8 protein-coding genes are annotated in these 12,321 nt (G+C 66.4%); 4 read left to right on the forward strand and 4 right to left on the reverse strand.

Features of this window, described 5'->3' with window-relative positions; genetic code table 11:
• Positions 1 to 36: 36 nt before the first annotated feature.
• The 4 genes from ACJJVR_RS06875 to ACJJVR_RS06890 all read left to right on the forward strand — a co-directional run bounded on the left by ACJJVR_RS06875 (position 37) and on the right by ACJJVR_RS06890 (position 6,495).
• On the forward strand, positions 37 to 870 hold the full coding sequence (locus ACJJVR_RS06875; RefSeq protein WP_405403271.1) for a BadF/BadG/BcrA/BcrD ATPase family protein: 834 nt from the start codon (positions 37 to 39) through the stop codon (positions 868 to 870).
• Positions 867 to 1,991 (forward strand): N-acetylglucosamine-6-phosphate deacetylase, encoded by a 1,125-nt coding sequence (nagA, locus tag ACJJVR_RS06880; protein ID WP_405403272.1) that lies wholly within the window; start codon positions 867 to 869, stop codon positions 1,989 to 1,991. The genes ACJJVR_RS06875 and nagA overlap by 4 nt, the downstream gene beginning before the upstream one ends.
• A 175-nt stretch (positions 1,992 to 2,166) precedes the next feature.
• Positions 2,167 to 4,347 carry a glycosyltransferase family 2 protein gene (locus tag ACJJVR_RS06885; protein WP_405403273.1) on the forward strand — a complete coding sequence of 727 codons (2,181 nt, stop codon included), beginning with the start codon at positions 2,167 to 2,169 and terminating at the stop codon, positions 4,345 to 4,347.
• A 27-nt stretch (positions 4,348 to 4,374) separates the two neighbouring features.
• Positions 4,375 to 6,495: a hypothetical protein gene (locus ACJJVR_RS06890; protein ID WP_405403274.1), complete on the forward strand. Its 2,121-nt coding sequence runs from the start codon at positions 4,375 to 4,377 to the stop codon at positions 6,493 to 6,495.
• An 811-nt stretch (positions 6,496 to 7,306) separates the two neighbouring features.
• On the opposite strand, the gene ACJJVR_RS06895 is transcribed toward ACJJVR_RS06890, so the two are convergent.
• The 4 genes from ACJJVR_RS06895 to ACJJVR_RS06910 all read right to left on the reverse strand — a co-directional run bounded on the left by ACJJVR_RS06895 (position 7,307) and on the right by ACJJVR_RS06910 (position 12,082).
• Positions 7,307 to 7,690, reverse strand: a complete 384-nt coding sequence (locus ACJJVR_RS06895; protein ID WP_405403275.1) for a hypothetical protein — start codon at positions 7,688 to 7,690, stop codon at positions 7,307 to 7,309.
• A 10-nt stretch (positions 7,691 to 7,700) separates the two neighbouring features.
• Positions 7,701 to 10,004, reverse strand: coding sequence for a molybdopterin cofactor-binding domain-containing protein (locus tag ACJJVR_RS06900; RefSeq protein WP_405403277.1), 2,304 nt, complete (start codon positions 10,002 to 10,004; stop codon positions 7,701 to 7,703).
• Positions 10,001 to 10,459 carry a (2Fe-2S)-binding protein gene (locus ACJJVR_RS06905; protein ID WP_405403279.1) on the reverse strand — a complete coding sequence of 153 codons (459 nt, stop codon included), beginning with the start codon at positions 10,457 to 10,459 and terminating at the stop codon, positions 10,001 to 10,003. The genes ACJJVR_RS06900 and ACJJVR_RS06905 overlap by 4 nt, the downstream gene beginning before the upstream one ends.
• Positions 10,460 to 11,875: 1,416 nt before the next feature.
• Positions 11,876 to 12,082: a hypothetical protein gene (locus ACJJVR_RS06910; RefSeq protein WP_405403280.1), complete on the reverse strand. Its 207-nt coding sequence runs from the start codon at positions 12,080 to 12,082 to the stop codon at positions 11,876 to 11,878.
• Positions 12,083 to 12,321 lie beyond the last annotated feature (239 nt).

Below are 12,321 nucleotides of genomic sequence, written 5' to 3' on the forward strand. Positions count from 1 at the left end.
CGGGTCGCGTTCCCTCACGCGAAACATGGGGACGCGATGAGTTTGTATCTGGGGATCGACGGGGGCGGCACCGGCTGCCGGGCGGCCATTGCCGATGCGGATGGCCGCGTCCTGGGCCGGGGCGAGGGCGGGCCCGCCAATATCAATTCCGACCCGTTCGCCGCGGTGGTCAGCGTTCTGGCCGCGGCGACGGCGGCGATGGTTCAGGCCGGGGCCACGCCTGCGGACCTGACCGCCGTCCTGGGTCTGGCCGGGGGCGGCATGCAGGACGCGGCCCGCGCGATGCAGGCGCGCCTGCCCTTTGCGCGCAGCCGGGTCGTGAACGATGCCGTCACCGCCGCGCGCGGCGCGCTTGGGCCCGATGATGGCATTCTGGTCGCGATCGGCACCGGATCGGTGCTGGCGGTCCAGCGGGCCGGCCGCCTGCGTCAGATCGGCGGGCGCGGGTTTCTGATGGGGGATGAGGGCAGCGGAGCCGTTATAGGCCGCGCCCTTCTGGCGCAGGCGATGCGGGCGGGCGACGGGCTGGCCCCGGACACACCGCTGTTGGCGTCCCTGCGCGACGAATTCGGCGGGTTCGAGGGGATCATCGCCTTTGGCACCGCCGCCACGCCCGCCCGGTTCGCCGAACTGGCTCCGCGCCTGGTCGGATCGGACGATCCCGCGGCACGTGCCATCATGGATCAGGCGGTGACCCAGATCGGCGATGCGGTGCGCGTGCTGCAGGACGGCGCGCACCTGCCGGTGGTCTGTACCGGCGGGCTGGGGCCATTCTATGCCGCGGCGCTGGCGGCCGACTGGCCCGTTGCCCCCGCGCGCGGCAGCGGCGTGGACGGCGCGCTGGACATGGCGCGGGAATGGGCACCATGACCGCCCAGACCCTGGCCGCGACGACGCTGTTCGACGGCGAACGCCTGCGGGACGGCATGGCGGTGATCCTGCGCGACGGGGCGATCGATTCCGTCGTGCCCCGCCCTGATGGCATGGCCCCGATGCCCGGTATACTTGCCCCCGGCTTTGTTGACCTGCAGGTGAACGGCGGCGCGGGGCTGATGGTCGGTGCCGAGACCGACGCCGCGGCGCTGGCGCGCATCTGTGCGGTGCATCGCGGTTTGGGCTGCGCGGGCATCTTGGCGACGCTGATCACCGACGCACCGGATGTCACGGCCCGCGTGGTGGCCGCAGGCATTGCCGCCGCCCGCGCGGGCACGCCGGGATTTCTGGGCCTGCACCTTGAAGGTCCGCATCTGGACCCCCGCCGCGCGGGCGCGCATGACACAGCGCTGATCCGCCCGATGACCGACGCCGACATGACCCGCCTGATCGCTGCCCGCGCGGACCTGCCTGCGCTGATGGTGACCTTGGCCCCCGAGGCCGCAACCCCCGCCCAGATCACCGCCCTGACCGCGGCGGGAATCGTCGTCAGCCTGGGCCACAGCGACTGCACCCTGGATCAGGCGCAGGCGGCATTCGCGGCGGGGGCGCGCTGTGCCACGCACCTGTTCAACGCCATGAGCCCGCTTGGCCACCGCCAGCCCGGCCTGACAGGCGCGGTTCTGGCGGGCAATGCGCAGGCAGGGATCATCGCGGACGGTATCCATGTCGATCCGGCGGCGCTGTGCATCGCGTTGCGCGCACGGCGGCAGGGGCTGTTTCTGGTCAGCGACTGCATGGCCGTCGCGGGGACGACGCTGACCGAATTTCCCCTGCAGGGCCGCCGCATTCTGCGCCGCGACGGGCGGCTGGCACTGGCCGACGGCACGCTGGCCGGGGCGGACCTGCGGCTGGACCGTGCGGTCCGGGTCGCGGTGGCTGCGGGGGCCGGGCCGGCACAGGCGCTGGCGATGGCGACATCGGTTCCGGCGCACCTGATCGGCGCGCGTGCCGGACGCATTGCACCGGGGCGGGCGGCGGACCTGATCCTGCTGGACGCGGATCTGAACCTGACCGGCATCCACGACGGCGCGGGATGGCGCCCGCCGCACCCCTGACCGCCGCCCACGGCCCGTGCTGGAACCACCGCATCGACAGCGCGTCCGTCGAGGGGACGATCACTCCATGCGACAGACAATGCGCGCCCTGACGACCGCAGGGTGGCATATCCCTTTGAGGATGCCGCCCCGCTCTGATATGAACGGGGTCACGATACAGGAAACCCGTGCGGCCATGAACAGCCTGTCCCCCGATCCGTCGTCGCGCTGGAAATCGAACGCGACGCGGACAATCGTCACGACCGTCAAGAACGAGGGGCCGTTCCTGTTGGAATGGCTGTGCTATCACCGGTTGATCGGTTTCAACCGGTTCGTGATCTATTCCAACGACTGCACCGACGGCACGCATCAGATGCTGCAGCTGCTGGATCAGGCTGGAATCGTCATGCATTATGACAACAGCGACATGATCGCGGGCCTGCCCGACGACCCGCAACGCCGCGCCTATGCCCGCGCCATTGCCCTGCCGGAGGTGACGGAAAGCGACTGGATCGCGGTTCTGGACGGGGATGAGTTCTTTCACGTCAACACCGGCGACGGCACGCTGGACGCGCTGTTCGCGGCGCTGCCCGACCGTACGGACGCGATAGCCGCACAGTGGCGCATCTTTGGCAATGGCGGGGTGATCAGGTTCCGCGACGACCTGCAGATCGGCCAGTTCACGATGGCCTCGCCCAAGGACGTCCCGCTGTGCAACAACCAGTTCGCGGTCAAATCATTGTTCCGTCCCCTGCCCGTGCATCGGCTTGGCGTGCATCGGCCGATCTTTAAGGGATCGTTCGGCACTCCGGTGAACCCGATGCTGTTCGTGAACGGGTCGGGGGCCGACATCACCGCGGATTTCCTGCGCATGCGGTGGAGCACGACGCCCGCGATGGCGGGATATGACCTGTGCCACGTCAACCACTACATGATCCGCGCCAGCGAGGTCTTTTTGATGAAGCGTTGGCGCGGCACGGCCAACAGCGCCGATTCCGATCGGATCAATTTCGACTATTACGAAAAATACAATCTGAACGCGGTCACGGAAACCGGAATCACCGCATGGACCGACCGGGTGGAACAGGCGCGGGCCGAACTGATCGGGCTGATGCCCGCGCTTGGGGCCCTGCACACAGAGGCCGTGGTCCAGTTCCGCCATCAAATCGACATCCTGTCCGCGCAACTGCTGGCCGAGGCCCCGGACCAGCATGCCCGCCTGTTCGACCCGGCCATTCTGCAGGCCGAAACCACGCGCCGCCAGGCCGCGCTGACTGCGCGCCGCGCGCGTCTGGCGACGATCGCCGCCGCCCCGCCACCGCCGCCGGCGGCGATCCCGGTACGCAAGGTCATTCCCTCGGCCATCCTGCTGGCGCCGCTGCTGGACGGGCCGCCGGTGCCCACCATGCCGCTGCTGTCGATGACCCCCTGGGCCACCCTGCCCGACACGCCGGAACCAACCCCCGCCGAACCGCCCGCGCCAGAAGTGCCGCCGCAATGGCTGATCGATCTGCGCAGGTCGCCCTATCGACGCGGATTCTACCATTCCGAGGAGGAGTTCGCCGCCCTGCATGTCGAACGCGAACGCGCGCACCTGTTCGTCAGCTTTGACAACCTGTCGCAGGTCGGCCACGACCAGATCGACCGCGAGGCATGGGGCTATGAATTCGCGCGCAAGTCGGGGTGGTCACAGCTGGGCATCTTTGCGTTCCGGGCCAACTGGTTCCGCAATGACACGCTGTTCGCCTATCTGCGCCAGCTGCGCGACAACGGCCTGTTCGCCCGCTACCAGACGGTGACATTCGCGGGGACGTCGATGGGGGCCTATGCGGCCTGCGCGTTTTCCGCGGTCGCGCCGGGGGCGCAGGTCATCGCCTTTTCGCCGCAATCGACACTGTCGCCCGCCCTGGTCCCGTGGGAGACGCGTTTTCCCGGTGGGCGTGCTGCGGACTGGACCGGCGACTTTGCCGATGCCGTCGATCAGACCTCCACCGCAGGACCGGTCTATCTGATCTATGATCCGACGGAACCTGCCGACGCCGCCCATGCCGACCGCTTTGCCGGACCCAACATCGTGCGGCTGCGCACCCCGCTTGCGGGCCACAAGACCGCGCTGCGGCTGCGCCAGACCAACACGCTGTCCCAGGTGGTGCGCGGCCTTGCGACGCGCACCATGGATGCGCAGGCGTTCCACGCCCTGTATCGCCAGTCGCGCCTGCAGCCGTGGTACCTGGACGCGCTTGGCCAGCGCCTACAGGCGCGGGGCAGGACCGACTGGTTGCGGCGTCTGTCCGATATCGCGGGCCGCAACGGCCGTCCCGGCATGGCCAAGGCGCTGGAGGCGCGCGCCGCCAGCCCAGCACCACATCCGTCCTGACCCCCCGCCGCAACCGAAAGCGCCCGCATGCCCCGCAAGACCGCCCCGCAGACCCAACCCGCCCCCGCCGGGCCGGACATCGCGCTGCACATGCTGATGAACGACAGCGCACCGGTCCTGCTGGACTGGGTGCTGCATCACCACCATGCGGGCTTTCGCAGCATCACCGTTCATGGTGACGGCGCCAATGCGCAGGCCACCGCGCTGGCCCAGTCGCTGGCGGCGGCGGGCCTGATCGATTTCGTCCCCGCGACCCGCCCCGGTATCGCCCATGACAAAGCCCGCCAGATCCGCGCCCTGGATCTGGCGCTGGAAAAGGCCATGCAGGATCGCAACGATCACCTTCTGTGGCTGGAGCCGGACGATTTTGTCATCATCGACATCGGGGCGGGCCAGCTTGCCGACCTGGCACAAGGGCTGGGACAGTTTCCCGACCTTTTGTCGCTGACCATGCAGGTGGCGGGCGGGTCCGGGCAAAGCCGCTATGCCGACCTGGCACCGACCGAACGCTTTCGCCGGGGCACTGGCAACGCCACGGGCAAGATGTCGGTCGCGACCCCCCTGCGCACGATATTCCGCCCGCAGCTGGCCCGTGGAGTAAAGCCCGCCCGCCCGACCCTGAAGCCCAAGTTCGCCCGCGGCAAGGAACCAGTGACCTGGCTGAACGGCGCCGCCGAGGACGTGTCTGAGCGGTATCTGCAAAAGGGCTGGATGACGATGCCGGACCAGCCGGGGCTGGGACTGGCCCATGTCATCGCCTTCATGGCACAGGACCGCGAAACCTTTTTGCTGCGCCGAACCGGTGCGGGAAAGACACTGCCCTTCATCACGCCGGAACATCTGCGCACGACCATCCAGCAGTACCAGCGGCTGAACTTTGCCATGGCCGACATCGGACCGGACCAGGCGTTCCTTCGGGCCCACCGCGACAGACGCGCCGACTTTCTGACCCGCCACCCCAAGGTCGCATCGCGCCACGCCGCCGTGGTCGCAGAGTTCTCGGGGCGGCTGGACCGGCTGCTGGCAAATCAGGACCCGCGGGCCGCCGCGATCATCACCGCCTTTGTCGAGGGCCGTCCGATTCAGGCCACGGCGTTCGACTGGCCCGTTCCGTTCGGCGTCACGGCCACCCCCCCCGCCCTGTCCGAGATGGATTCGGCCTGGGCCGAGCGGCTGTCCCGTCCCGAAGCCGAGGATGCCCCGCAGGAGGAGGACTGGGACGACACCGACGACGATGACGCCCAGGCCGCGCCTGTCGCGCCCGTACAGCCCGCGCCCGACGCCGCGCCCCAGATCGCGGCGCCCGCATGGCTCAGCGACCTGCGCCTGTCGGGGCAGGCGCACGGTTTCTATCATTCGATGCCGAACTATGCCTGCACCTATGTGGCGCGGTCGCGCGAACATCTGTTGGTTTCGTTCGACAACCTTGCATCGGTGCGCGAACATCCGGTGACCCGCGAACCATGGGGTTACAAGTTTATCCGCAAGGAGGGGTGGTCGCACCTGGGCATCCTGTCCTATGTGCCCGGCTGGTTCCGCGATGCGGCGCTGCACCGCTATCTGATGTCGCTGCGCGACAGCGGGTTTTTCGAACAGTTCGATCAGGTGACGCTGTTCGGGACGTCGATGGGGGGATACGGCGCGGCGGCCTTTGCATCGCTGGCACCGGGGTGCCGGGTCGCGGCGTTCTCTCCGCAATCGACGCTGTCGCCGCGGCTGGCGGGGTGGGACCAGCGCTATCCGACCGGCAAGCGGTCCGACTGGACCGGGCCATTCGCCGATGCCGCCGCTGAATCGCGCCTCGCGGCGCAGGTCTGGCTGTTCTACGACCCTGCTGTGGATCACGATCGCCGCCATGTGCAACGTTTCGACGGCCCGAATGTGACCCGGGTCCCACTGCGCCATGCGGATCACAAGACAGCGCTGATGCTGCGCAACGGCCGCGTTCTCAGCGACGTGATGCGCGACATCGCGACCGGTGCGGCCACGCTGCCGCGGATGATGCAGCATTACCGTGCGTGCCGCCACCTGCCGGACTATCTGGCCGGTGTCCGGGCCCGCGCCGACCGCGGCACCAACGCAGCGCGCCTGACCCGCGTGGACCGCCTGATCGCAGATCTGTCGCGCCCCGGTGCCGCAGACCGCTAACCCCCACACCCCACCGGGCGCCCAAGGACAGTGTGGCACAAGACCAGCCAGACAGAGCGATGCCTGACCGCGCAGATCGGGGTCACTGTGCTAACCCGCCGGCGACGGGATACCTTGAGCGGCAACTGTCTTTAGGCGGGGCCGCACGATCACGCAAGCGCGCAAGCCCACGATCAGGTGGACAGGGCCGGTAACGGCGCCGATCGGACCGGGAAACCTGACCTTGCAATGGCAGACCCGACCCCCGGCAATGCTGCCAAGGACTGTGATGCCGCATCAGGATTGCTGCATCGGCGCTCCATGTCACCGCAGCGTCCATTCCGACAGGGTGGAAACGGGACCGAGAGCCTCACCGGAACAGCCCCGATCACATCGGCGGGCCGCCGCGACCGGTGCCCCAAACGTGCCGCGGACATCGGCCTTGATGGCGATCCGGAGGCAAACAGCTTAGAGATCGCGCGTGGTTCCCAACCCTTGCGATGTCAGCGACTATCGCAGCAGATAGTAATCCAACGGGTCGCTGAACAGCAGCCTGCACAGCATCGTTCTAGCCGGGCGGACCCGTAACGCAGGCGACCTGAAGTCATTGCACGGCGACAATACCTGACGTCCCCAGGCCTGTGACTGATCTCGCCAAATGGAACAGGTGTACCGCGTCAGGAATGACCGTCGGGCAGGTCAGCCGCGCGGTCGTAAAGGCTGCACCGCATCGATCTGGGCGCGTCTGTCACGACGCATCCTTCCACATTCCGGCCATGGGGAAATGCGCACGTTCCCGCAGAGTGCACAGTCGCGTTTCCAGAATCCGCCATCAATCTCCCATCAGACCGACCAAAACCTCATGGACCAGCACAAGGCAGGCGTCTTCGTCATCCGCCATGGTTCGCGCTTCGCCCAACCGGGCACGCGCCTCGATCAACGCTTCGCCACCATCGCCTGCATCGTCCGCCTCGTCGACAGCCTCGGTCGCACCGTCCGCATAGGGTGCGGGCTGTTCATCGGCTGCGCCTTCGGTCACGGACAGAGCCTCGCGTGCGCCGGCAACCCCCTGCCCCCCTGACGATGCGGATATGGCCAGGCGCGCCGCGTCATCCAGTCCCTCTTCCAGGAAGGCGATACGATCACTGCAATCCGCGATCGCCGGCGCCGCGATCAGCACAAGACCGCCTGCCAAAAGCATCTGTTTCAGGGTCATCGACATGTCCTCAGGTGCGAAGTTGATCGCCCACCGGGAGGCGGCGGATGCGGGTACCGGTGGCGGCAAAGATCGCGTTGATGATGGCCGGTGCGACGGGCGGCAGGCCCGGCTCCCCGACCCCGCCCAACGGCTGATCATAGCCGCCGGATGACACAAGATGGACGTTGATCTCTCGTGGCGCGTTTTCCATGCGGGGGATCAGATAGGTGTCAAAGTTGTCCTGCTGCGCGCGGCCGTCCTGAAAGGTGATCTCGGTCGTCAGGGCCTGGCCTGCGCCCATGATGACGGCCCCCTCCATTTGCGAACGGATGCGGTCGGGATTGACATGGGCGCCGCAATCGATGGCGATCTCGACGCGCGGGATCCTCACCTCGCCGTCCACGACCTCGACCTCGGCCGCAACGGCGACGTGGCTGACAAAGCTGTAATGCGCAGCCAGCCCAAGGCCACGACCAGCAGGCATCTGACGGCCCCACCCGATCGCCTCGGCGACCGTTTCCGTGACCTTGCGCAGCCGCCCGGTATCGATCGGATAGCGCTCGGGGCTTTCGCCATAGTTCCAGACGTCGCCGATCTCGCTTGGGTCGATCAGGCGCGCAGGGCCGATCACCTCCAGCAGATACTCCAGCGGATCGCGCCCTGCCGCCTCTGCCAGTTCGGCGATGAAGGACTGGATCGCAAAGGCATGCGGGATGTTGGACACCGACCGATACCAGCCGATGCGCACATGCGCCGGGGCCTGCGGGTTCTCGGCGCGGACATTCGGGATGTCCAGGGGCATGTTGGTCAGTCCCATGCCCAATTCGAATGGCAGCTTTTGTTTGGGATCGGGCACAAAGATCGAGCCGATCGTGGGTGCGGCGGTACGATGCAGCCACGCGATGGCCTTGCCTTGCGCGTCCAGCCCCGCCTCCAGCCGTTCGACCGAGACGGTGTGGTAATAGCTGTGGTGCAGGTCGTCCTCGCGCGTCCATGTCAGCTTGACCGGCGCGCCCATTTCCTTGCTGAGAATGGCGGCCTCCAAAACGAAATCGGGCTTGGACTTGCGTCCAAAGCCGCCGCCCAACAGCGTGACGTTGACGGTCACGTCCTCCTCGGACAGCTCCATCCGCTGCGCCAGACGGAGGCGGGTGACCTGTGGGGCCTGCACGCTGGCCCAGACCTCGCATGATCCATCGCGGACATCCGCCACGGCGGCAGGTGGCTCCATCGGGGCCTGTGCCAAGTGGGGGATATAGTATTCCGCGACTACGCGGGTCGGCGCATCCGCCAACGCTGCCGCCACATCGCCCCGGTTCAGGACCAGGGCCCCGTCGCCGGTCTGAACGGCCGCCTCAAGCTCTGCCTTGAAATCGTCCGATGAATAGCCGGCATGCGGGCCGTCCTCCCATTCGATGACCAGCGCCTCGCGTCCCTTGATGGCGGCCCAGGTGTTGCGGGCGATCACCGCGACACCGCCAAGCGGCTGGAATTCCGCGGGGATGGCGGGCGGGTCCAGACGCACGACACGCTCGACCCCGGCGACCTGCAGGGCGGCGCTGTCATCAAGGCTTGCGACCTTGCCGCCAAAGACCGGGGGGCGGGCGATGACGGCATACATCATCCCCTCGCGGCGCACATCGATCCCATAGGTGGTGGTCCCGCGGGTGATGTCGTCGTTGTCCACCAGCCCCACGTCGCCCTTGCCGATATAACGGAACGTCGCCGGATCCTTCAGGCGCAGCCCCTCGCGGTCGGGGACCGGCAGGGCGGCTGCGGCGGCGGCCAGCTCTCCATAGCCCATGGTGCGGTCCGATGCGGCATGGCGCACGACATGGCCCTCGGCGCGCACCTCGGACAGTGGGACATCCCACGCATTGGCGGCGGCCTGTTCCAGCATGGTCCGTGCGGATGCCCCGGCGCGGCGCATCGGACCAAAGAAATGGCGCAGGCTGCGCGAACCGTCGGTATCCTGGTTGCCGTACAACGGCTCATTGCCGGGGGCCTGGATTACGCGGACCATGTCCCATTCGGCCTCCAGCTCGTCGGCCACGACCATCGCGATCGACGTGCGCACACCCTGCCCCATCTCGGACCGGTGGACGGTCACGGTAACCATGCCGTCTTCGGCGATGGACACGAACACGTTCGGATCATCGCTCCAACCGTTCGGCATCGCGTCGGCACCGAACTGGACAGGCTCCTCCTGCGCACGGGCCAGATTTGGCAGGCCCACGGCCAGAACCAGACTGCCCGCGCCCATGCCCAACAACAGGGACCGGCGGCTGACATTCGCGATGCGGGCGGATGCGACGGGGGTGTTCAGCATCATTCGGTCCTCGCTTCGGCGGCTTGCTTGACGGCCGCGCGGATGCGCGGATACGTACCGCAGCGGCACAGGTTCGCGCTCATCACCGTGTCGATATCCTCGTCGGTCAGATCGGGCGTCGTATCGACCAGGGCCGCGGCCTGCATGATCTGCCCCGCCTGACAATAGCCGCATTGCGACACGTTCAGATCGCGCCACGCGACCTGAACCGGATGGTTGCCGTTCTCATCCAGCCCCTCGATGGTGCGAACCTCGGACCCTTCGGCGATTGAAATGGGGGTGATGCAGGCAAATGTCGGATAGCCATCCAGATGGATCGTGCAGGCACCGCATTGTGCAATGCCGCAGCCGAATTTCGTCCCGGTCAGCCCCAATTCGTCGCGCAGATACCACAGCAACGGCATTTCGGGATCGCCATCAAAGCTGTGTTCCGTTCCGTTCACGGTCAGGGTGATCATGATGGCTTCCTCGCTCTCGAATTTTGGACAGTCGGCACGGCGTGTATCGGTCGCTCCACTGGTGGAAACACGGCGCCAACGAAAAAGTTCCGCATGAACGCAGGTCCGGATCGCAAAAAGGCCGGATCGCGACAAAGAGAATTTGCCTTAACCACGTCAAAGCCTTTCCATGAGGCAAGCGTCGCAGGGAGACGGACAAGCACCGCTACCGCTGCGCGGTCCGGCAAGACACGCGGGAACGGTCGACATGGGGCCCGCGGATGGACCATCCTTTGCCATACAGCGGGCGGCAGAGCGCCCCCTCTGGCGTGAAAGCGCGCAGTCGCAAATGCGGCGAGAAGTGCGTCCGACAAGAATGGCGGGATCCCTCGATCCGGGGTGCGATCTAGGTCTGGCGTTCAGGGGCACGATATCCTGAATACAGCGGTCGCGTATGTCGCCACAGATATAAGGCGCAATATTCGCGTTGCAGAACATCAAAGTGAAGTTTCGATCAGGTCGATGTACCGATCCTTGGGTGGCCAGCAGACCATGTTTTCAGCACGGCAGCGGATGTCGTCGAACAGGCATGCACGGCTGGACAGGTTGCGGCACAAGACGTGGGGCCAACAGCGGCAAGGTCCCAAGCTGCACGATGATCTGATTTCGCAAGCCGAAAGCATCTGCAGAGGGCGGTGAAAGCGTACAAGCGACAGAGGTTTTTCTGCCGAACCCTGCTCATGGTCGTTCCGCGATGCAGGCGAACAGGCAAGGTGCAGGTCATCCGGATCAGGGCAGTCGGTTCACCGGCGTGGACGGGGTTACGTTGTCACGCGCGCCCACGCTGTTGCGCATCCGATAAACCGGGGTGGCAACGGCTGCGTCTACCGGCGACCGTCACCAACTGACCGCGAACAGATCACGTGCAGGACCATCCGGACCCGTCAGGGGACAGTCCACGGTCGGCATCCAGGGCGCTGGCATGCGGGGGGGGGGCAGGATGCTGGCGCCAGCCACGTTGAAACGGCACCAAATGACAAACCGCAAAGGCGTCCACACAATGCAGGGTCATTCACCAGTCAAAGATGAGGCGACGTCAATTTCCGATCGAAACTGCTCAACCCCGCTCTGCGCCGGGTCGACCTCCGGATGCGGCGCTGTCCGTCCTGTATTCGCTTGGTCGCATCGTCGTGGTGTCGCAAACGCAAAGCGCCAAAGCGACACGAACCCATGCAGACAGGGCACTGGCTGGCGCATTTCAACTGCCCCGAAGCAGTCCCGCATGTGACGGCGTTCCCGCATCACGCGCCGGTGCAGGGTCAGCCTGATCGCGTATCGCGGAATGCCCACGGCTTGGTGTCACATTGGGCTGGGCATCGGCGCCCTGATCCCATCACCCCGCGATAGGATCAGGGTAAGGTTTTCCATTCCATGCCATCATGACGACCAGTCGCCAGACAGCGCGGCCAGGCGCGCGTGGATAATTTGATCTCGGGTCTCGCGGACATGGACAATTTGCTGCGATCCGCGGCGGTACAGCGCCAAGATGGTCGCGCCCCCGGATCCGGTGTCGATGTTGAATTCGGTATCACCCTCGAATTGAATGACGAAGGGGGTATTGTCCGCCATTCTGGTCAGCGTCATCCGGGGCATGATGGACGTTTCCCTTTGCGGCGCAATGATCCGCAGGGTTGGGTATTGTACCGATCCGTACAGTAATTCGTCGTACCGATCCAGCACCCCAACAGCGCAACCAGCGGTTGTCCGCCGACTGCATGGTTACGTATCAGGATAGATCATTGACCAACCGCGGGCACGCGTCGCGGAGCGTGGTGCCTCAATGCCCCCCGGAACGGTCGGCGGGTAACGGGATATCGACAACC

Source organism: Paracoccus sp. Ld10, assembly GCF_045064235.1.
In the GTDB taxonomy this organism is placed as follows: domain Bacteria; phylum Pseudomonadota; class Alphaproteobacteria; order Rhodobacterales; family Rhodobacteraceae; genus Paracoccus.

Bases quoted from the DNA above. Each gene is read 5' to 3' on its own strand.
- nagA (WP_405403272.1), top strand. From the start codon at position 867: ATGACCGCCCAGACCCTGGCCGCGACGACGCTGTTCGACGGCGAACGC.
- ACJJVR_RS06910 (WP_405403280.1), bottom strand. From the start codon at position 12,082: ATGACGCTGACCAGAATGGCGGACAATACCCCCTTCGTCATTCAATTC.
- ACJJVR_RS06875 (WP_405403271.1), top strand. From the start codon at position 37: ATGAGTTTGTATCTGGGGATCGACGGGGGCGGCACCGGCTGCCGGGCG.
- ACJJVR_RS06895 (WP_405403275.1), bottom strand. From the start codon at position 7,690: ATGACCCTGAAACAGATGCTTTTGGCAGGCGGTCTTGTGCTGATCGCG.
- ACJJVR_RS06905 (WP_405403279.1), bottom strand. From the start codon at position 10,459: ATGATCACCCTGACCGTGAACGGAACGGAACACAGCTTTGATGGCGAT.
- ACJJVR_RS06900 (WP_405403277.1), bottom strand. From the start codon at position 10,004: ATGATGCTGAACACCCCCGTCGCATCCGCCCGCATCGCGAATGTCAGC.
- ACJJVR_RS06890 (WP_405403274.1), top strand. From the start codon at position 4,375: ATGCCCCGCAAGACCGCCCCGCAGACCCAACCCGCCCCCGCCGGGCCG.
- ACJJVR_RS06885 (WP_405403273.1), top strand. From the start codon at position 2,167: ATGAACAGCCTGTCCCCCGATCCGTCGTCGCGCTGGAAATCGAACGCG.